Origin of the sequence: Mesorhizobium sp. 113-3-3, from assembly GCF_016756495.1 — a bacterium.
Classification (GTDB): Bacteria; Pseudomonadota; Alphaproteobacteria; order Rhizobiales; family Rhizobiaceae; genus Mesorhizobium.
The window spans coordinates 4,999,383-5,019,302 of the sequence record NZ_AP023243.1; the positions used below are offsets into that span (position 1 = coordinate 4,999,383).

General features: G+C 62.8%; 20 protein-coding genes. 4 read left to right on the forward strand and 16 right to left on the reverse strand.

Features of this window, described 5'->3' with window-relative positions:
* Positions 1–3: 3 nt before the first annotated feature.
* The gene (locus JG746_RS24685; protein WP_202355098.1) at positions 4–2,145 is read left to right on the forward strand and encodes a putative bifunctional diguanylate cyclase/phosphodiesterase; all 2,142 of its coding nucleotides are present in this window, start codon (positions 4–6) and stop codon (positions 2,143–2,145) included.
* A gap of 12 nt (positions 2,146–2,157) precedes the next feature.
* On the opposite strand, the gene JG746_RS24690 is transcribed toward JG746_RS24685, so the two are convergent.
* Positions 2,158–3,048 carry a fatty acid desaturase family protein gene (locus JG746_RS24690; protein ID WP_202355099.1) on the reverse strand — a complete coding sequence of 297 codons (891 nt, stop codon included), beginning with the start codon at positions 3,046–3,048 and terminating at the stop codon, positions 2,158–2,160.
* Positions 3,049–3,160: 112 nt separating this feature from the next.
* Between JG746_RS24690 and JG746_RS24695 the strand changes: the two genes are divergently transcribed.
* A complete protein-coding gene (locus JG746_RS24695) occupies positions 3,161–4,078 on the forward strand; it encodes a LysR substrate-binding domain-containing protein (protein WP_202355100.1) in 918 nt (305 codons plus the stop codon).
* Between the two features lie 12 nt (positions 4,079–4,090).
* Here the strand turns inward: JG746_RS24695 and JG746_RS24700 are convergent, their stop codons facing one another.
* From JG746_RS24700 to JG746_RS24735, 8 genes are all read right to left on the reverse strand, one after another.
* The gene (locus tag JG746_RS24700; protein WP_202355101.1) at positions 4,091–4,363 is read right to left on the reverse strand and encodes a DUF3303 domain-containing protein; all 273 of its coding nucleotides are present in this window, start codon (positions 4,361–4,363) and stop codon (positions 4,091–4,093) included.
* An 18-nt stretch (positions 4,364–4,381) separates the two neighbouring features.
* Positions 4,382–5,848, reverse strand: coding sequence for a RimK family protein (locus tag JG746_RS24705; RefSeq protein WP_202355102.1), 1,467 nt, complete (start codon positions 5,846–5,848; stop codon positions 4,382–4,384).
* The gene (locus tag JG746_RS24710; protein ID WP_202355103.1) at positions 5,845–6,951 is read right to left on the reverse strand and encodes a GNAT family N-acetyltransferase/peptidase C39 family protein; all 1,107 of its coding nucleotides are present in this window, start codon (positions 6,949–6,951) and stop codon (positions 5,845–5,847) included. Before JG746_RS24710 ends, JG746_RS24705 begins: the two co-directional genes overlap by 4 nt.
* A 206-nt stretch (positions 6,952–7,157) precedes the next feature.
* Positions 7,158–7,949 (reverse strand): anti-sigma factor family protein, encoded by a 792-nt coding sequence (locus JG746_RS24715; RefSeq protein ID WP_202355104.1) that lies wholly within the window; start codon positions 7,947–7,949, stop codon positions 7,158–7,160.
* The gene (locus JG746_RS24720) at positions 7,946–8,464 is read right to left on the reverse strand and encodes an RNA polymerase sigma factor (RefSeq protein WP_202355105.1); all 519 of its coding nucleotides are present in this window, start codon (positions 8,462–8,464) and stop codon (positions 7,946–7,948) included. The genes JG746_RS24715 and JG746_RS24720 overlap by 4 nt, the downstream gene beginning before the upstream one ends.
* A gap of 174 nt (positions 8,465–8,638) precedes the next feature.
* Entirely contained in the window at positions 8,639–11,374 is a 2,736-nt protein-coding gene (locus JG746_RS24725; RefSeq protein WP_202355106.1) for a DUF2339 domain-containing protein, read from the reverse strand.
* Between the two features lie 192 nt (positions 11,375–11,566).
* On the reverse strand, positions 11,567–12,328 hold the full coding sequence (recO, locus tag JG746_RS24730; RefSeq protein ID WP_202355107.1) for a DNA repair protein RecO: 762 nt from the start codon (positions 12,326–12,328) through the stop codon (positions 11,567–11,569).
* Between the two features lie 136 nt (positions 12,329–12,464).
* Positions 12,465–13,616, reverse strand: coding sequence for a porin (locus JG746_RS24735; protein ID WP_202355108.1), 1,152 nt, complete (start codon positions 13,614–13,616; stop codon positions 12,465–12,467).
* Positions 13,617–13,899: 283 nt separating this feature from the next.
* Between JG746_RS24735 and JG746_RS24740 the strand changes: the two genes are divergently transcribed.
* Positions 13,900–14,187, forward strand: a complete 288-nt coding sequence (locus tag JG746_RS24740; RefSeq protein WP_202355109.1) for a hypothetical protein — start codon at positions 13,900–13,902, stop codon at positions 14,185–14,187.
* 141 nt (positions 14,188–14,328) lie between these two features.
* Positions 14,329–15,120 (forward strand): CPBP family intramembrane glutamic endopeptidase, encoded by a 792-nt coding sequence (locus JG746_RS24745; RefSeq protein WP_202355110.1) that lies wholly within the window; start codon positions 14,329–14,331, stop codon positions 15,118–15,120.
* A gap of 68 nt (positions 15,121–15,188) precedes the next feature.
* Here the strand turns inward: JG746_RS24745 and era are convergent, their stop codons facing one another.
* From era to pyrE, 7 genes are all read right to left on the reverse strand, one after another.
* Positions 15,189–16,121: a GTPase Era gene (gene era / locus JG746_RS24750; RefSeq protein WP_202355111.1), complete on the reverse strand. Its 933-nt coding sequence runs from the start codon at positions 16,119–16,121 to the stop codon at positions 15,189–15,191.
* On the reverse strand, positions 16,106–16,819 hold the full coding sequence (rnc, locus tag JG746_RS24755) for a ribonuclease III (protein ID WP_202355112.1): 714 nt from the start codon (positions 16,817–16,819) through the stop codon (positions 16,106–16,108). Before rnc ends, era begins: the two co-directional genes overlap by 16 nt.
* A 2-nt stretch (positions 16,820–16,821) precedes the next feature.
* Positions 16,822–17,571, reverse strand: coding sequence for a signal peptidase I (lepB, locus tag JG746_RS24760; protein WP_010915103.1), 750 nt, complete (start codon positions 17,569–17,571; stop codon positions 16,822–16,824).
* Between the two features lie 78 nt (positions 17,572–17,649).
* Entirely contained in the window at positions 17,650–18,063 is a 414-nt protein-coding gene (acpS, locus tag JG746_RS24765) for a holo-ACP synthase (protein WP_202355113.1), read from the reverse strand.
* Positions 18,060–18,659: a DUF2062 domain-containing protein gene (locus JG746_RS24770; RefSeq protein WP_202355114.1), complete on the reverse strand. Its 600-nt coding sequence runs from the start codon at positions 18,657–18,659 to the stop codon at positions 18,060–18,062. Before JG746_RS24770 ends, acpS begins: the two co-directional genes overlap by 4 nt.
* A 261-nt stretch (positions 18,660–18,920) precedes the next feature.
* Positions 18,921–19,301: a VOC family protein gene (locus JG746_RS24775; protein WP_202355115.1), complete on the reverse strand. Its 381-nt coding sequence runs from the start codon at positions 19,299–19,301 to the stop codon at positions 18,921–18,923.
* Between the two features lie 13 nt (positions 19,302–19,314).
* Positions 19,315–19,893, reverse strand: coding sequence for an orotate phosphoribosyltransferase (gene pyrE / locus JG746_RS24780; protein WP_202355116.1), 579 nt, complete (start codon positions 19,891–19,893; stop codon positions 19,315–19,317).
* Between the last annotated feature and the right edge of the window lie 27 nt (positions 19,894–19,920).

Consider the following 19,920-nt stretch of genomic DNA (forward strand, 5'->3'; position numbering starts at 1 on the left):
CTCATGCCCGTCGTGGATGTCAAGGATGGTTCGATCGTCCCGGAGCGGGTGGCCGAAGGCGTGGAGCGCTCTCGTCGCATGGAAAATGAGCTGCGCGAACAGAACGAACGCTTTTCAGCCGCTGTCGAGAACATGTCGCATGGGCTGTGCATGTTCGACGCCGACGAACGCATGATCATCTGCAACGGCAACTACATCAAACTCTTCTGCCTCGACGCCAAGCTGGTACGACCGGGCATCCACTTCATCGACATCCTGCGCCACAGCGTCGACATCGGCATCGCCTCGCAAAGCGCCGACGAGCTCTATGCCATCCGCAAACCCTATATCGACCAGGCGAAACCCTCGACTTACGAAGAGACGCTGTCGGATGGTCGCATTATCAACATCTCACACCGGCCGCTGGCCGTGGGCGGCTGGGTCTCGATCTACGAGGACATCACCGAACAGCGGCGCGCCGAGCAGGACCTCAAGGAGCAGCATCGCCGTTTCGACGCAGCGCTCGCCAACATGTCGCAAGGCCTGCTGATGTACGACGCCGACGGCAAGATGATCGTACGCAACCGGCGTTTTCTGGAGCTCTACAAGGTCACCGCGGCGGACTTTCCGCTCGGAACGACGCATCGCGACGCACTCGAAAAACTGCTGGAACTCGGCATCTATCAGCAGATCGACGTCGACAGCGAAGTTGCCAAGACCGAAGCCTGCCTGGTGGCGGCGAAAATGCATTCGGCCTATCGCTATCTTACCGACGGCAGGACGGTTCTGGTCACACGCCAGCCGATGAGCGGCGGCGGCTGGGTGGTGACCTTCGATGATGTCACCGAACGTCGACGCACCGAAGAGCGCATGATCCATCTTGCGCATCACGACACGCTGACCGGACTGCCCAACCGCTCGATGTTTCGCGAACGGCTCGACCTGGCGCTGGAAGATGCGGCGGCACCGCCTCTGGCGATCTTCTCGCTCGACCTCGACCGCTTCAAGGCCGTCAACGACACCTGGGGACATCCCGCCGGCGACTGGCTCCTGAAAAGCGTGGCCGAGCGGCTGCAGCGCTGCCTGAGTAATGAGACAGATGTCGTCGCCCGCTTCGGCGGCGACGAGTTCGTCGTCATGCAGTTCAACTCCAGGGGCATCGCCGATGCTGAAAAACTGGCGAAGCGCATCGTCGAGGCCATCGCAAGACCGTTTCGCGACAAGAGCCGGGATATGCATATCGGCATCAGCCTGGGCATTGCCGTATTCCCTGAAGACGGCAAGGACGCCGATACGCTGCTGAAAAACGCCGATACGGCGCTCTATCGGGCGAAGAGCGAAGGGAGAAACCTCTATCGCTTCTTCGAGCCCGCGATGGACGCCATCGTGCAGGCCCGGCGGGCGCTCGAAGTCGACCTCGACGCGGCGCTGCCGCGCCAGGAGTTCGATCTCGATTTCCAGCCCATCATGAACATCGCCTCCGGTGAGATCATCGGCGCCGAGGCCTTGATGCGCTGGCATTCGCCGGCGCGCGGCACCGTCGCGCCTGACACGTTCATTCCGGTCGCCGAAGAAACCGGGCTGATCGTGCCGCTCGGCGAATGGGCGCTGAGAAAGGCCTGCGCAGCGGCAGCCAGCTGGCCTCCCGGTTTGCGCATCGCGGTCAATGTCTCGGCCGTGCAGCTCAAAAACGGCGGGTTTGCCCGCAGCGTCATATCGGCCCTGGCCTTTTCAGGTGTGCCGGCCGCACAGCTGGAACTGGAAATCACCGAAACCGTGTTGATGGACGAGAGCAAGGCCGTGCTGAAGACGCTGCGGCAGTTGCGCGATCTCGGCATCCGCATCGCGCTGGATGATTTCGGCACCGGCTATTCCTCGCTCGGCTATCTCAGGAGTTTCCCGGTCGACAAGATCAAGATCGATCGCTCCTTCATCCATGACATGGGCAATCGCGACACGGCGGCGATCGTGCGCACCATCATCGGGCTCGGCAACGAGCTTGGCGTTGTCGTCACCGCCGAGGGCGTCGAGACCGAGGTGCAACTCGACATGCTGCGCGACAATGGCTGTGCCGAGGCGCAGGGCTATCTGATCGGCGTGCCGTCGAAGGCGGCGGACATCCAGCGCCTGCTGAAGTCGCGCGCCCTGCACAGCCAAACTGGCTGATGGCATCGGCGGTCAGTTCAGCGTTGCCAGATATTTCTCGTGGAAGCTGACATAGCCGGGCTCGACCACCTTCAGGTGCCGTTCGATCAGCGCGTGAAACTGCGGCAGCTGATGGAACGGCACGCCGGGATAGGCATGATGCTCGGCATGGAACGGCATGTTCCAGGCCAGCTTGCGCACCAGCCAATTGGTCAGCGTGGTTCTTGTATTCTCCAGCATATTGGCCACGAACGGACAGCGGCCGTGCTCGGCCAGCAGATAGAGGCGCAAAAAGGGCTGACCGAGCAGAGCCGGAATGATCCAGACATAGACAAGCACAGTGAGCCGGAAATAGACGGCGAGCAGAATGACGACGGCATAGAAGGCGATCATGGCGCGCGCTTCGGCCCGCACCTTGGGTCGGCCTTTCGGCGGCACATAGCTTTCCTGGCCGCCGCCAACTGCATTGGCGTAGAGCGTCTTGAGATGGCCCCACCACAGCGGGATGCCGGACACATGCACGAGATATTGCCGCAGCGTTTCCGGTTTGGGAAAGGCCAGTTCCGGATCGTTCTCGGGATCCTGGGTGAAGCGGTGATGGGCGAAATGGAAATAGCGGAACCAGTCGGCCGGCAGCGCGAGCGCCAGGCTGCATACCCGCGCCACGACGTCATTCAACCACTGTGTCTCGAAGGCCGTGCGATGAACCGTCTCGTGCAGCAGCGTGAACAGGAAGACGATCAGGATACCTTGGGGCAGCATCAGCAGCGGCCAGAATGGCACCCTGGCCGCAATCAGCGATCCGATGATCGCAATCGCACCCCAATGGGCGCCGAGCTGAGCGAGACCCGCAACGTCGGATTTGGCGGTCAGGCGATTGCGCTCTTCCGGGGTCAGTGACGCGATTATATCGCGATGGTCCATCGGCTTCGATCCAGGCTGGCGATTTGGCGAGCCCACTCTAGTCGATGAAAAAGCTTTCCAAAAACGACGATTCCTGCAATTTGGATAAGTTCATCTTATCTATCTGGCGACTATGGTCACATCTCCATCGCTGAAAGGACTTCAGGCCTTCGAGGCTGCGGCGCGCACGGGCAGCTTTGCCGCGGCGGCGGAAGAGCTTTCGGTCTCGGCGGCGGCTGTCAGCCAGCTTATCCGCACCGTCGAGGAACAGATGGGGCGCAAGCTGTTCCACCGGGTCAACCGCAAGGTTGTCCTCACCGAGGCCGGCGTGGAAATGCTGCCACGGTTGACCATGGCCTTCCAGGAAATCGGCAGCGTCTCGCGCGAATTGGGCGGCGATGCCTTCCGCCCGCGCCTGGTGGTATCGGTGCCACCTTCGATGGCGATGGGCTGGCTTTCGCAGCGCCTCGCCGGCTTCGTCGCAAGCCACGGCGCCGCAGACATATCGCTGCGCGGCGATGACGACCCGGTGCCGTTCGACCGTGAGCTGATCGATATCAGGCTCTCCTACGGTCCGCATTATCGCGAGCACCCGACCGAGGACATCGCCCGGGACGCCGTCTATCCCGTCTGCGCGCCAAAACTTGCCAGCAGGATCAAGGCTGACGGCGGTCCACTCGCAGGGCTGCCGCTGATCCACACCGATTGGGGACCGACCGGCGCCTCGTTTCCGTCCTGGCGAAACTGGCTCGAGGCGGAAGGCGTCCAGCCCGGCCGGGCGGCGCAGCGCGGCCTGTCGGCCAACTCGTCGCGCGCCGCCCTCGACCTCGCCATTTCGGGGCTGGGCGTGGCGCTGGCGCAAGGGGTCTATTGTGCCGAAGCGGTGGAGGACGGCAGGCTGGTCCGGCCCGCTGCCAGGGCGATCGCGCTGCGCCAGCCCTATTGCCTGACCATTCCCGAACGCAGCGCCAGGCGCGATGTCGTGGCGGCGTTCCGCGATTGGATGACCGAGGAATGCCGGCGCGCCGTGGGCGCGCCGGCGCTGACCTGACGATGGCGATGGTCAGAGGTGCCCGCTCAAGGCCGCCACCATGTCCTTGCTCGTCGCCACCGGAACAATCTCGAACTCGACCAGATCAGCCCATTCGATCACCCAGCGCTGCAGGAGCGTGACGTCGTCCGTCTCCACCAGCAGGAAGCAGCGGCTCATATCCGCGGCGATCCAGCTGTGGTGCACGACCAGCTCATCCGGCTTCAGGCGGCCCCGATCGCGGAAGCGACGGTAGATATCCTTGCGGTCGCAGCCGGTGAAATCCTCGATCACGATGAACTGCATGTTTTCCCCTTGGCTGAACTACTGTCGCCCCGGCCGGTCGAGCCGCTCCAGGAACCACTGCGTCAGCCGCACCCAGACCTCGTCCTTCTCGCCGGAGTCCTCCCAGCCGTGGTCGAGATTCGGGTTGTCGTTGACCTCGATGACGAAGACGCCGTCCTTGGTCTCCTTGAGGTCGACGCCGTAAAGGCCGTCGCCGATGCAGCGTGCCGCCTTGACCGCGGTCTCGACGACATGCGGCGGCGTCTCCTTCAGCGTGAAGGTCTTGATGCCGCCCTGGTCGGGCTTGCCATTGGCCTTGTGGTTGACGATCTGCCAGTGCTTCTTGGCCATCAGATAGTGCACGGCAAACAGCGGCTGGCCGCCGAGCACGCCGACGCGCCAGTCATATTCGGTCGGAATGAATTTCTGCGCGATGAGGAGGTCGGAATCTTCCAGCCACTCGGTCGCAAGCCGTGTCAGTTCCTCGAGATTCTCGCATTTCTTGACGCCGCGCGAGAAGGACGAATCCGGGATCTTCAGCACCAGCGGGAAACCCAGTGTCTGCGCGGCCAGTTCGAAATCGGAGGTGCCGGCGATCATCACGGTCGGCGGCACCGGCACCTTGTTGTAGGCCATCAGCTCGTTGAGATAGACCTTGTTGGTGCAACGGATCATCGACAGCGGATCGTCGATGACGGGCATGCCTTCCTGCTGGGCGCGGCGGGCGAAACGATAGGTGTGGTTGGAGATCGAGGTGGTCTCGCGAATGAACAGCGCATCGTAGTTGGCGAGCTTGGCGAGATCCTTTTTGGTGATGGGCTCGATTTCGACCCCCATCTTTTCGGCGATCTTGGCCCAGTAGCGCAGCGACGAGATTTCCGACGGCGGCAGTTCCTCATGCGGATCGACCAGCGTGGCGAAGGTGTAGCGCGCCGGCGTGCGCCCCTTGGTGTCGCGCCACTCGCGGTTGGTGTAGGTCTCCAGGCACTGGATGAAGTTTTTTTCCTCATCCTCGGTCATGCGCGCCAGCGGATGGAAGCCGATCTTGCGGATCGAAGCCCATTCGGCGCTGTCCTTGATATGGACCTCGAGCGCCGGCGCCCGGAACCAGTCGAACAACAGCTTGGCGAAGCGGTCCCACACCTTGGAGGGGCCGATGCCGAAGAAGATGCAGACCTTGGCCGGAAAGGCGCCGCCGAGGTCCTTGCGGCATTTGTTGAGCGCCAGTTCCAGTTCCGGCAGCGCATGCTCGTAGAGCTTGCGTTCCGACAGGTCGATCATCGTCTCGACGGTCGGGATGACCTTGTGGCCGCGCGAGCTCGCCAGCAGCGAGGCGTAGTAGCCGCGGCTCTGGTAGCCGTAATTGTTCGACAGGTTGATGACCTTCGGCCGCTGGCCACGAAACAGCGAAGGATGCGCGAGATAGTCGCGGTTGGTGATGATCTTATGCGGTGTCGCCACCTGGTCGAGATCGCTCTGCCGGCCGGTAAGGATGACCCAGGTCATTTTGTGTCGCGCTTCCCCAGAGTGATGGCGGCACGCAGTCCGTCGCGGCCGAACTGCGCCATGTTCATGAAGATGCCGTAGGGCACGGGAATGTTGGCGGCATCAAGGATGGTTTCCTGCCTCTCGTCCTCGACCCAGGGATCGTGGATCAGAATATGATCGCCGTCATCGCCGATGGCCAGCACCCAATGCGGCACCTTCTTGCCGAACATCAGGAAGCCGCTGATCAGCACCAGCACCAGTTTTCCCGCGGCGATGGCGGTTTTGATGTCGTCGATGGTGAACGGGCGATAATTCACCGGGATGCCATATTGTTCCGCGCGGCGGCGAAAGTCGACCTGGGCCAGTTCCATCACCCGGCGCTTGTCCTCGCTGCGCACCGACTGCAGGAACAGTGCGCCGTAGAAGGAAACGAAGATCTCCGCCGCGAGGCCGCTTTCATACCCGGAAACAGCCAGGCCGAATGGTTCGCAGCCGCCCGGCCCCGACATCATGAAGACGGTCGTCGCCTCGCGCCAGAGGCGAATTTCCATCACCGGATCGGGCACGAAATCCCGGTCGAAATTCGCCATGGCCATCATCAGGCAGCACGGGCCGCAGGTGAATTCGCAGGTCTGCTGGTAGAACGGCACTCTTGTGGCCACCGGAAGGTCGCCGCGCAGGGTTTTCTCATAACGAAGCGCGGTCGCACCGTCCTCGTAATAGCCCGGCTCGCGGCCAATCTTGCGGTAGCCGGCCTGCTCGTAGATGCGGATGGCCCGGCCGTTGTCCTCGCGCACTTCCAGACGCAGCATCATGCGGTCGTGCTCGAAGGCCGCCTCCTCAGCCGCCGTCAAAAGCTGGCGCCCGATGCCGAGCGCGCCGAAAAAAGGACCGACGGCTATGGAGTAGAGCCGCGCCACGCCACTGCCCTTGCGAAACAGCACGATCGCGTAGCCGGCGACGCGGCCATCGACTTCGGCGACCAGCGTCTCGGCGGTCTCGCGCTCGATGAACAGGCGAAAGGAGCGACGGGAGATGCGATCGCTCGAGAAAACGGCTTTCTCGATGGCGGCGAGATCATCGACGTCAGACGCGCGGGCCGTACGGATCTCGGCAGGCATGCGACTTGAGAAAACCTCGATTGCGTTGCGGAAACGGCCCGGTCAAAAGCGTCGCAAACACCGGCCGAAGCGCCGGTATTCATCAAGCGCTATCGCTCCTTGATTAGGGCCGAATTGTGACAGTTTCCGCGGCGGCAAGGAAGCCCGCGAGCTTTGAACAGGATCGCTGTTTTGACGGACCACCGGCCGCGAATAATCGCGGCCGCTCAGCTTGCGAGGCCAGCCAGAAGCTGGCCATAGGCACTCTTGGCCACGGCCGCCAATTGCTCGCGCGGCAGCGAGCCGACGACGGCGCAGCCATAGCCCTTGTCCAGCCAGTAGACCGCCTGCGGACCGTCCTGCGCCGAAGCATAGATGCCCTTGGCGTTCTCCGTTGATTCCGCGGTGACGAAGAGCGATACGCGCTCACCCTTGTCGTCCTCGTAGAGCAGCATCGCGGCCTTGCTGTCGCCGGCGGGCAGCAACCGGCCGCCAATCAGTTGGAAGCCGTTCGCGGTCAGGTCCGGCGCCACCAGCTTCAGCCCGACTCTATTGGACAGCCAGGTCTGCAAATGATCCTTGTCGCTGGCCGGCACTTCCACAGCATGCCGCTTCTCGGCGGCGTAGATGACATGGGCGGCAATCGCCTGTTCGGCAAGCCGATCCTCCGCCGGATCCTCCTGTGCGGTGCCGTCGATGCCGGCAAAATAACCGCCAAAACCGCCCGTGGCCAAAAGCACGGCCGCTGCGGCGGCAAGCCACCAGCGCGAGCGCGGCGCCGCAGCCTTAACGGGCGCCTCGCCGAGCACCACCTTGCGCAAGCGCGCGGGAACAGGCTCATCCGGCACGCCGGCAAAGGCCGAGCGCAATGCCTCCCGGTCGGCTGTGAAGCGGGCGCTCCTGGCCCTCATCTCGGGGTTGGCGTCGAGCCAGGCATCATAGGCGGCACGCTCGTCGGCCGGCAGTTCGCCGTCGAGCGCCATGTGGATGTCACGTTCTGAAAAATCGCGGCGGATCATTTCTCGACGATCCTTATGGCGCGGCGGCGCGCCGTGTCATCCAGCAAGCCGCGCAGTTCCTCACGTCCGCGTGCGATGCGCGACATCAGCGTGCCGGCGGGCACGCCCAGCATGTTGGCGGCCTCGGCATAGGAGAAGCCTTCGATGGCGACCAGGACAAGGGCCGCGCGGCGATCGGGGCTGATCGCATGCAGCGCGTCGATGATCTCACGCGAGGCGATGCCCTCCAGCTGCTCGGCTGGCTGGGCAACCGCCTCGCCTGCTTCCAGGGGCAGCATCGCCGCTTCGCCGCGACGGTTCACCTTGCGCATCTGGTCGATGAACAAATGATGCATGATCGTAAACAGCCACCTCCTGGGGCTTTCTCCCGTCTGCCAGTTGTCGAGCCGCATCAGTGCGCGCTCGAGGCAGTCCTGAACGAGGTCGTCGGCAGAATCGCGGTCGCGCAACAGCGAGCGTGCGTAGCGGCGCAGGCGCGGTATTTCGCCGAGGATTGCTGCCTTCTTTTCGTCCATGACCGCTGGTTCTGAAATCGCCCTTATTGAACCCGATTCAACGCGCCTTCCGAGCGCGACGCAAGCGGCCAGCGCGAAGCGGTCCGCCGCCCCGGTCACCCAAGCAATGAGATAACGAGAGGATTGGTCAAATTATTCCCGACCAGACTGAAATCTTGTTGTTCTTGCTTGCCTTTATCCGTTTTCCCTCGCCGCCCTCGTCAAAAGCCGCTGGTAGAACAGCCCGATGCCGATCAGCACCGCACCGAGGCCGATGAATGACAGCGCCCTGAGCACGCCTTCCAGCTCCGACATGTCGAAGAGGAAGACCTTCAGCACGGCGATCGCTATCAACGCGGCCGAGGCAATGCGCAGCACCTGCGACTTCAGCCAGACGCCGGCGGTGAGCAGCGCCACGCCGATCACCAGCCAGAGCGCCGAATAGGAGTAGGTCTCCAACTGGCCAAGCCCGCTCCACAGGCCGATGAACTCGCCCTTGAACAGGCGCCTGACCGACAGAGTGGCATAGGCAAAGGCAAGCAGCGCCGCGACCAGTGCCAGCATTGCCGAATACCATTTTGGCCGCTTGCCTCTGACATAGAGCGCCAGTCCGCCGGCGGCGATGGCCGGCAGGAGATAGGCAAGGAACAACAGGTTGAAGACCGGGATTCGGCCGGTCGATTCGTCCGTAAACAGCGGATTGAGCACCACGAAATGCCGGATGACGATCAAGGCGACCGAAACCACGCCCACCGCCATCGAACCATAGCGCAGCACCGAACTTGGCGAGCGCATGTCGATGGCGACAAGGATGGCGCCGGCACCGATGGCGATCAGCGTGTAGATCGCCTGCTCGGCGAGCGTCATCGGACCAGTGTCGATGACGCCGCCATGCATGGCGTGGCGCACCAGCATGGCAAGTGTCAGCAGCGCAAACAGCGCCGCCGCCGCTTCCATGACGAGGCGCGGCCGGCCATTGGTGGTGCGGGCGAGCTGCCAGGCGGCGAAGCCGAAGGCGAGCGCCGGAACGCCATAGCCCGGGAGGAGCCAGTTGAACAACGGTGTCGTCGACAGGAACTCGGCGCCGACGATGGTCGGATCGAAGGCGACACGGCCAAGCACGGCGATCACGGCACCAACCGAAATCCAGCCAAGCACGGGATAAGAGCGCCAGCGCGTGGCCAGCGCCGGCACGATGACTGCCGCACCGAGCAGAATGGTGGTCCAGCCGGAGTTGAAAGCCATGTGCAGCATCAAAAGGCCGGCGAGCGCCGCACCGCTGAGGGCAAACGACACGGCCACCCCGCCCTTGAGCGGCGGCTCTTCGGCGCGCGCGATCCACTCGCCGCCGGCGGCGAAAACCATGACCAGCAGCGCGGCGACGGCGGCATAGACAAAGTCGCGGTCGAGATTGCCGAAGGTGAACCAGAGCGCCAGCAGGATGACCAGCGGCACGGCGACACCCCATGCCGCCCAAGAGGCGGATCGCGGCCGGGACGACGCCGCGAACTTGCGGGCGCCCCACAGGCCCGCGCCGATGAAGACGAGGCCGAGTGCGATGCCGATGCGCAAGGTCAAGGCATTGGACGTGGCCACGGGCAAGCCATCGACACCGAGAGCACCGGCCGAAAAGTCGGACGCGATCGAAGCTGGCGGGATGATGCCGAGATAGATCATGACCGTCGCCAGTCCGGCGGCATAAAGCAGCGGCAGCGCCAGCGGGCGATAGAGCGCGACGGCCACCATTACGGCCAGGATCGCGGCGCCATGCAAGGCGTAGCCGGCCGTGGCGAAGGCCGGGTCGACCGACAGGCCCAGCGCCGAGAAGGCAACGAACAGGCCAGGCACGATGGACGGCCAGTCGAAGACCCTGGCGGTTTCGTCGCGATGGCCGCCGAGCCAGACCAAAGCGAGCGCAGCCAGGGTGACGGCGTCGATGAACAAGATGGCAGACAGGTTCGCGCCCGGCGCGTCGCTCATGTAGAGGATTGTCCAGATGCCGGTGCCGAAAAAGGCCGCCGCCATCAGCGCCTTCCAGTCGCGCATGCGAGCGATGACGCCGGTGGCGGCGAGCACGATGGCGAGATAGCCGAACAGCGCCCAGGGGTTGGGCGCCTGCGAGGCGATCAGCACCGGCGTCACCATGGCGCCAACCAGACCGATGCCGGCCAGCGCCTGGCCATGGACCAGGGCGGCCGCGATCGTCGCCACGCCGATGGCACCGAGCAACGTGAAGGCAAGCGCCGCGCCGATGAAGCCGTAAATTCCATGCGCGGCATAGACGGTGCCGAACAGGATGAAGGCACCAGCCGCCGTCAGGATCGCCGGAATATAGGCACCGGCAACGCCTTGCACGGGCACCTTGAACCCGGTGCGGCGAATGAACTCGCCGCCGGCGACCAGCACCAGCCCGAGTACCGCCGCCATGGTAAGCCGCACGCCGGGGCCGAAAATGCCCGCCTCGATGGTGTAGCGGATCAGGAACAGGCCACCCAGCGCCAGCGCGATACCGCCGACCCAGACCGCCCAGCGGGTGCCGAGCGCAGTTTCGATGTCCGGCTTGCCGGGAGTCTTGGGGGCCGCAACCGGCTCGGCAGGTTCTGCTGCCTTGGGAGCCTCGACCGCGGACCAGGGGCCGGACACAGCCTCGCCGGCCGGAGCTTCCGTTTCTGTAGCCGGCGCCTGCGCGACCGGTTCGCTCACCGTTGGCGAGGCGATATCGGCCGCTGCCGCAGCGAAAGGCGCCGCTTCCGCCTTGCCATCGGCCGCCATCTGTTCTGCCGGCTTGGCTGCCGGCGGCACCGCGCCTGAAAGGACGAGACTGCGCAGCGCGCCAAGCTCACGCTCGACAAGGCCGATGCGGCTCTGCTGACGCGAAATGATGACGAACAAGGCGATGATGGCGACAAGGCCGATCAGGCTTTCAAACATGGCGGTTCCCCCAAACCAGGCCAGTTTTCACTGACGTTTTATCTCACTGACATCCAAATACGGCGGCTAAACGGCTGAAAAACTCGGCGTGCCGCCAGACTGGCGGCTGGAAATATCGAACATGTCTTGGCACCGAAAGCCAAGTGCTTGGCTCCAAACGACGAACCCAGCGTGAATAAGGTTCGACCTCTCTCATGCGGCATTGTCTCCGGCAATGGCCTTGCGCGTCGCGTGATGCTTGCGCAAGGCGGCGAGGAAGCCGGCGCGAGCATCGGGCTGTTCGATGGCACGCGGCTCGTAGACGTGGCGGGTAAAGAAGAAACCGGTGAGCCGGAAGGCATCCTCGATCGCGGCCGGATCTCCGCGCAGGCCGGAGCCGCGCTGCAAAAAGGCCGGCAGCGCCAGCATCTTGTCGCGCCATGGCAAGCCTGCTTCGCGCGACACCGCGCGGCCCGACTTCGGCGAGACATAGGCCAGATCCTGCCTCGTGCCGGTGGCGGCGCATTGGCTGAGATCGAGGCCGAAACCGAGTTCATCGAGGATCAGGAGCTCGAAGCGCGCCACCAGTTCGCCGGCGGCATCGGCATCGTCGAGATGGATGATCATCACGGAAAGTGCCTCGTAGAGGCCGCCATGGGCGTCACGCTCTGGCAAGAGGCGCAAATGCGCGGCCATGGTCTGCAGGCCGTAGACGGCGACGGCGCTGTCCATCAGCCTGGCGGCATTCATTTCGATCGCCTCGGCCTGGAACGTGCCGAGATGCTCGTCAAGCCGGGCCCGCCACAACAGGTCGACGCGATTGCCGGGTTGGAGAACGGGCTGCTGCTTGCGCGAGCGACCGCCGCGCACGAGACCGAGATGGCGGCCATGCGCGCGGGTCATCACCTCGAGGATGGCGCTGGTTTCGCCATGCTTGCGGGTGCCGAGAATGATTCCCTCGTCGCGCCATTCCATGCCTTGAGCTTTTCACCGATCGGGTGGCGAAATCAAGGTATGGGCCTGGCGCCTGGGCCGGCCCTCGCACCAACGCACAAAAAAAACCGCCCGCAGCAATATGCTGCGGGCGGCCTGGTAAGGGTCAGTCGATCGATTAGAAGTTGCGCTGGAAGCGGACGATGCCGCCGACGCTGTCCTTCTTGTTGGCCTTGCTCCAGTTGCCGTAGAGGGACGGGTTGCCGTAGTTGCCGTAGTGATCCCAGTCGACTTCGGTCGTGATCGTGAAGCCGGGGACGATGGTATAAGCGACGTTCGCAGCCAGGGCGTAGTTCTTGTCGTCGTCAGCAGATGCCTGGACGTTGAACGCCGTCTTGTCGTTGAACTTGTAGGTGCCGCCGCCCCAGACGGCCCAATTGCCGCCCCAAGGCTTGTACTGGCCACGGCCTTTGGAGAAGTCGCGGAGATTATCGTCAGTGCCATAGCCGCCCATGACGAAAAGGGTCAGTTCCTTGGTGACGTTGACATCCAAGCGAACCTTGCCGGCCACTTCCTCATAGTTGCTGTCATAGGCAACAACACCGGTGATCGCACCCCAGTCACCCTTGTACTTCAAGCCACCGACGACATGCGGAACGTAGCTGTCGATCGTATCGCTGATGCCCGAAGCATCGGTGCCTTCTTCGAGCGAGACGACGCCCGAGAAGCCGCTGCCGGCGTCAAAATAGTAGCTGATAAGGTTTGTGTCCTTGATACCATACGGGATGATGGTGTCCTGGATGACATTGCCGGCGTAGCCGATGAACGAGTCATACGTCGTCTCGTCCTTACCGACGCGCAGACCACCGAGCTGGATCCAGGCGAAGTTCAGCGTTACCGCCTTGTTGACAGCCTGCCAGTCAGTGGCGCCGCCGGTATAGTCACCAGACTTGTTGCCGAACTGGAAGCGGGTCTCGGTGAAGGTCTTCAACGTGCCGAGCTCGGTTTCCTGACCGGTGTAAGTCCTCAGCGCGAAGCGCATGTTCTTGTAGTAGGTGTCGTGTCTACCGTCGCCCATGTGATCGGCAACGTTGTTGACGCCATCCAGCGTGCCGGCATCGCCGACGCCAATGTCATAGCGGAGATAGCCGCCGATGCGCAGGCAGGTCTCGGTGCCCGGGATGTAGAAGTAGCCGGCGCCGTAGACGTCGCAGATCTTGACGTATTCGGCCGGTTCCGGTTCGGCGACGACGACAGCGTCCGCGGCGCGAGCGCCGGACACCGCGATCATTGCCGCGGCTGAGCCGAGAAGGAGGCTCTTGATGTTCATTTTCTGACCTCTCCAGTCATAGTTTAAAATGGCTTCGGATTTGTGGCTGGCGGCTATTTTTTGCTGCCTCAACTCACACGAAAAGGCGCGCACCGCGTCCCCTTTTCGCGGCGAACATACCCATCAAGCTTCCGCCTTCAATGACAGTTTTAGAAATAACGGCGATTCTGCGAACAGTTTTATGCTGTGTTGCACAAATAACACTGGAATTGGCACAATCGGCACAACGTCATAAAATAAATATATATGCCGAAAATTTCTCGGCTAACTATATTTTCAAGGCATGAAATTTCGCCATAGCCATTCAAAAAGTCACTATATTCTCTACTCTTCAAAGATATCCTTATTATTTTTGGCGGAAAAGGCCATGGCAATTCATCGTCTGTTGCGGGCGCATCGGCGCTGCGAGGATGCCCGCAGCCGATCGGCTTTGCCGGGGCAAGCCAAAAACCGCATGGAATGTTGCCGCATCGATGATTGGGTGACGGAGCCGACCGGGCACGACGCAAAACAGAATCGGCCCACCATAAAATCGGAAATCCTTCAGAAAGCGCTCGGGATTCTTGGCTGAAAAGGCGCCAAAAATGGCGGGTCGGCCGAATTGGTCGACACGGCCTGCTGAACAATTCGGCTGGCTCGTTTCCAGAGGCAAATCGACCGATCGGGCAGTCCGGCGACCTCTCATAAATCCTGCCCGCTGAAAGGACCTGAGATGACTTCCCTGTTGAGCCTGGTGCGAAGGCACCAGCTGACCGCCTTCTTTTCCTTGACGATTGGCCTGACCTGGCTGGCCTTCATTCCATTCTATTTGTCGAATGGTGACAGCATTCCCTGGTTCACCTTCGGTCCGATGGTTTCCGGCTTTGTCGTCGCGGCTGTCTCCGGCGGCTGGAGTTCGGTCAAGGCCATCCTCAATGCAATGGTGAGGTGGCGGGTTCGTCCGATATGGTACGTGGTGGCGTTCGGCCTGCCGTTCGCAACGCAGTTGGCCTCCATCCTGATCAATCCGCTGTTTGGCGCCGGGGCACCGGCCTGGAGCAACATCCCGGCTCTCTCCGAGATGCTGCCGATCATCGCGCTCTATGCCGTCTTCAGCGGCCCGCTCGGCGAAGAGCCGGGGTGGCGCGGTTTTGCGACGCCACGTCTGCTTGCCAGTCAGCCGGCACTCACCGGCAGCCTGATTCTCGGCGTGATCTGGGCCATCTGGCATTTTCCGCTCGGCCTTGTCGGCGACCTCAGCTTGTACAGCACCATCAACGTCGTACTGGCGGGCGTCGTGTTCACCTGGCTCTATCAGAACACCGGCAGCGTGCTTCTCGCCATCATCATGCACGTCACGCACCAGAACAGCGTCCGCTTCCTGGGCAAGGTGTTCACCGGCGGTGACTATGTGCAGCAGCAGTGGATCGCCGTGGCGATCTGGGCAATCATCGCGGTCGCCATCGTCGTCTATTACGGAGCGGAGAGCTTCGCCCGGCGGCGGATGGCTGCGCTCGCCGCCTGAGCCATGTGCTGGATTCGCCGATCACGCCCGATGCTTGTGATCGGCGAGCACCAAAACGGTGAACTATCCTAGTGGGGAAACTCCAGCCCCATCTCGCGATAGCGCTCGGGATCGTCGCCCCAGTTCTCGCGCACCTTGACGAACAGGAACAGGTGCACCTTCTGCTCGAGGATGCCCGCGATCTCCATGCGCGCCGCCTGGCCGATGGCGCGGATGGTTTCGCCCTTGTGGCCGAGCACGATCTTCTTCTGGCTGTCGCGCTCGACATAGATGGTCTGGTCGATGCGTACCGAGCCATCCGGCTTCTCTTCCCATTTCTCGGTTTCGATATGCGAGGAATAGGGCAGTTCCTGATGCAGCCGCAGATAGAGTTTTTCGCGGGTGATCTCGGCCGCCAGTTGGCGCATCGGCAGGTCGGAAATCTGGTCTTCCGGATAGTACCAGGGGCCGGCCGGCAGCGCCTGCGCCAGATATTCGAGCAGGTCCTTGCAGCCGGAACCGGTCAGTGCGGAAACCATGAAGGTGCGCTTGAACGGCACTCTTTCATTGGCTGCCGCGGACAGGGCCAGAAGCGTCTCGTGCTTGACCCGATCGACCTTGTTGAGGATCAGCGCCATCGGCTGGCGCACATCCTTCAGCCGTTCGAGGATGGCGTCGGCGTCGCCCCTGATGCCACGCTCGGCATCGATCAGCAGCAGCACGATATCGGCATCCTTGGCGCCGCCCCAGGCGGTGGTCACCATCGCGGTGTCGAGGCGCCGCTTGGGCTTGAAGATGCCGGGCGTGTCGACGAAGACGATCTGCGCATTGTCATGCGTGGCGATGCCGCGCACGATGGCACGGGTCGTCTGCACCTTATGGGTGACGATCGACACCTTGGCGCCGACCAATTGGTTGACCAGCGTCGACTTGCCGGCGTTCGGCGCACCAATCAGCGCGACGAAGCCGGAATGCGTGGCGGGGGTTTCTGCAGTTTCAATATCGGTCATGCCGCGTTCCATACACCTTCGCGCAGCAGAAGGGCAGCCGCGGCTGCCTGCTCCGCTTCACGTTTGGAACGGCCGCTGCCGGTCGCCGGCTGAAATGCGCCAACCTTGACGCTGACGGTGAACAACGGATCGTGGTCCGGCCCCTCGCGGCTGTCGATCTGGTAGGCCGGAACGGCACTCGCCGCCTGATGCGCCCATTCCTGCAATTCGGTCTTGGCGTCGCGGCGCGCCGCGCCGGAAGCCTGCGAACGCGGCTGCCAATATTTGTGGATGAAGGCGCGCGCCGCCTCCAGCCCGCCGTCGAGATAGAGCACGGCGATCAGCGATTCCAACGCGTCGGCGCGCAGATTGACGCGCTTGCGCCCCTCGAGCCCGCGCACATCCGATCCGGCGCGGATCAGGTCCGGCAGCCCGATATGTTCGGCGATCTCGGAAAGCGCCTCGGCATTGACCAGCGCATTGAGCCGCAGCGACAACTCGCCTTCGGCCGCATCGGGAAACGCGGCCAGCAACATGTCGGCAACGACCAGGCCGAGAACCCGGTCGCCGAGAAATTCAAAACGCTCGTAGTCGGTGCCGGCATTGGCGCCGCGGGCGCTGGCATGGGTGAGCGCACGCTGCAGGCGCTGGCGGTCGGCAAAGGCATGGCCCGTGCGTTCCACAAGCGCTTCGGCGAGCGCATCGGCGGTCAGCCGCTTCGCCGCTGCCATCCCTAGTTGACGAAATGGAACAGGCGCGAAACGCGCATCAGCGACGGCCATTTCCAGATTTCGAGGGGGCTTGCCTTGCCGGCGATCGAGAAGAAGACAAGGTTGGCGCGGCCAACCAGGTTCTCTGCGGGAACATAGCCGACGGTGAACCGGCTGTCGGCGGAATTGTCCCGGTTGTCGCCCATCATGAAATAATGGCCTGGCGGCACGTCGAATTCACGCGTGTTGTCGCCGATCGAATTTGGATTGAGGTCGAGCGTGTCGTAGCTGACGCCGTTGGGCAGCGTTTCGCGATAGACGTCGATCGGCTGAGGCATTTCGGTGATGTCGGGATTGTCGATCTGGCCGGTCTTGACGCGCGGCACGCCGACGCCGTTGATGAAGAGCTGGCCGTTCTTCATCTGGATCTTGTCGCCGGGAAGGCCGACCACGCGCTTGATGTAGTCAACGGACGGATCCGGCGGGAACTTGAACACCACGACGTCGCCGCGCTTGGGCTCGGAGCCCCAGATGCGGCCCGAGAAGAGGTCAGGTCCGAAAGGCAGCGAATAGCGCGAATAGCCGTAGGACCATTTGGTGACGAACAGATAGTCGCCTTCCAGAAGCGTCGGCCGCATCGATCCCGACGGGATCGAAAAGGGCTGGAACAACAGCGTGCGGATGACCAGGGCGAGCAAAAGCGCCTGGACGATGACGCTGACGGTTTCGCCAAGCCCGCCGGATTTCTTCTGGGATTTTTCAGCCACGCTCATGTCGTCCTCGATTGTGCGTTGGATGGTATAGAGTCTCGGCGCGCGCTGGGCAACGTCAATGCCGGTCGTCAGATGCAATCAATGTGGCGCTTCTTCGACGGGTAACGCCTCGATGATCACAAAGGCTTGAGCAAGCGGAAAATCATCCGTGATAGTGAGGTGGATCGCCGCCCGATGCCCTGGGGGCAGGATATTTTGCAGTCTAATCAGCGCACCGCCGGTCAGCGCCATGGTCGGCGCGCCGCTGGGTAAGTTGACGACGCCCATGTCGCGCCAGAAGACACCTTGCGCCAGACCGGTGCCCAGCGCCTTGGCGCAGGCCTCCTTGGCGGCGAAGCGCTTGGCGTAGGAAGCGGCGCGGGCACGGCGGTTCTCCGAACGCGCCTGTTCGAGCTCGGTGTAGATTCTCTCAACGAAACGCCGGCCATGACGCTCCAACGATTTCTCGATGCGCCTGATGTCGATCAGATCGCTGCCGATGCCGATGATCATCGTGCGGCGGAACCGATGCTTGGACCCGGATGGGCCGACTTCTCGCGACGGCTTGCGCGCTCGGCCAGCCGCTTGCGCCTCTGCTCGCGGAAAACATTCATGCCCCAGCGCGTGATACCGTAGAACACTAGACCGAACACCAGCCCGAGCGGCACCGCGCCGATCAGCATGGGCTCCAACACCGGATGCCAAAGTTTCGCGAAGGAAAGCGTGTGCAGCATCTCGCCCAGATGCGCCGGCGGACCATGTGCCGGCAGGCGATCGTGCAGGATGAGCTTGCCGGTTTCCCAGGATGCGCCCCACAGAATGGGAAAGGTCAGCGGATTGCCGAAGAAAACAGCGCCCAGTGCCGCCGCCACCAGATTGCCGGCGATCACCCAGCACAGAACGGCGGCGATGATGAAATGGAAGCCAACGGGAAAGAACGAAGCGAAGACACCAGCCGCGACCCCGGCGGCCACCGCATGCGGCGTGGCCTTCAGACGCAGGATGCGTTTCGAGAAATACTGAAGCGAGCGCGAAAACGAACGGCGCGGCCACAGATAGGTGCGCACCCGTTCGAAAAGGCCATCAGGCTTGCGACGTCGAAAAAGCACTCTGTTCCCGTTCCACGGCTCTCGCGCCGGCAATATCTGCCGAATGTGAGATGTATCATCTTGCGCTAAACGATCGCCCAATGGCAATCGCAACGTTGATATAGCGACGCACTTCCGGAAGAACAACCGAACACCGTCTGTGCGGCGCCTACATGTTTCCGTCCTTTCGGCATAGGCAGTCCTCGGTTCGAACATTGGACAATCGCGGCGAATTTATGGAGCCGGCAGTTGCTTCGCCGAAGGGCACGGCCTTGCTGACGGCTAAGACCGGTATTCGCTGACCTCGACCAAATTGTCGTCCGGGTCGCGGAAATAGACAGACATCATTAGGCCCCGCGCCCCAATGCGTTCGACCGGTCCCAGCTCGAGCACAACGCCATTGGCGTCGAGACGGGCACGGATTTCGTCGAGCGGCCGTTCGGTGATCAAGCAGAAATCACCTGACCCTGGCGTCGGCACCTTCGCCTTCGGCTCAAAAGTGCGGCGGACTTCGTGGACATTGATCTTCTGGTTGCCAAAAGCCAGCGCCGTCGGTCGGCCCGGCGTATCGATGCGCTCAAAGCCCAGCACGCGCTGGTAAAAGGCGCAGGTCGCTTCGAGCGACGCCACCGTCAGCACGAAATGATCGATACCGACGATCATCTCGCCCTCCTCGCTAGATATTGCGACTGCCGGGCTTGATCGCCGGTATCGCGGCAAGCTCCGGCGGCAGCCGATCCGGCGGATAGGCCGGAACCTCGTATTCGGCGAGCGCGATCAGCGGTACGCCGACATGGGTCTTGCCGGCTGAGCGATCGATGATGCAGGCGGCCGCCACCACCTCGGCGCCAAGCTCGCGCAGGCATTCAATGGTTTCGCGGATCGACAGGCCGGTGGTGACTATGTCCTCGACGATAACGACGCGCGCGCCCCTGGCGATCTCGAAGCGGCGCAGGCGGAACTCGCCCCCTTCCCGCTCGACCCAGATCGCCGGCACGCCGAGATGGCGCGAGGTCTCGTAAGCCGGGATCAGGCCGCCGATCGCCGGGCCGACGACATAGTCGATCTTTCCCGGCACCGCGGCGCGGATCTTCTCGGCCAGCGCCTTGCACAGGCGTTCGGTCTTGTCGGCATGCATGAACACCCGTGCCTTCTGCAGGAAGACCGGGCTGCGCAGGCCGGACGTCAGGATGAAATGCCCCTCCAGAACAGCACCCGCCTCGCGGAAAATGCCCAGCACTTCATCGGTCTTCATCTGCGTCCCTTTTTTGATTGACCATGA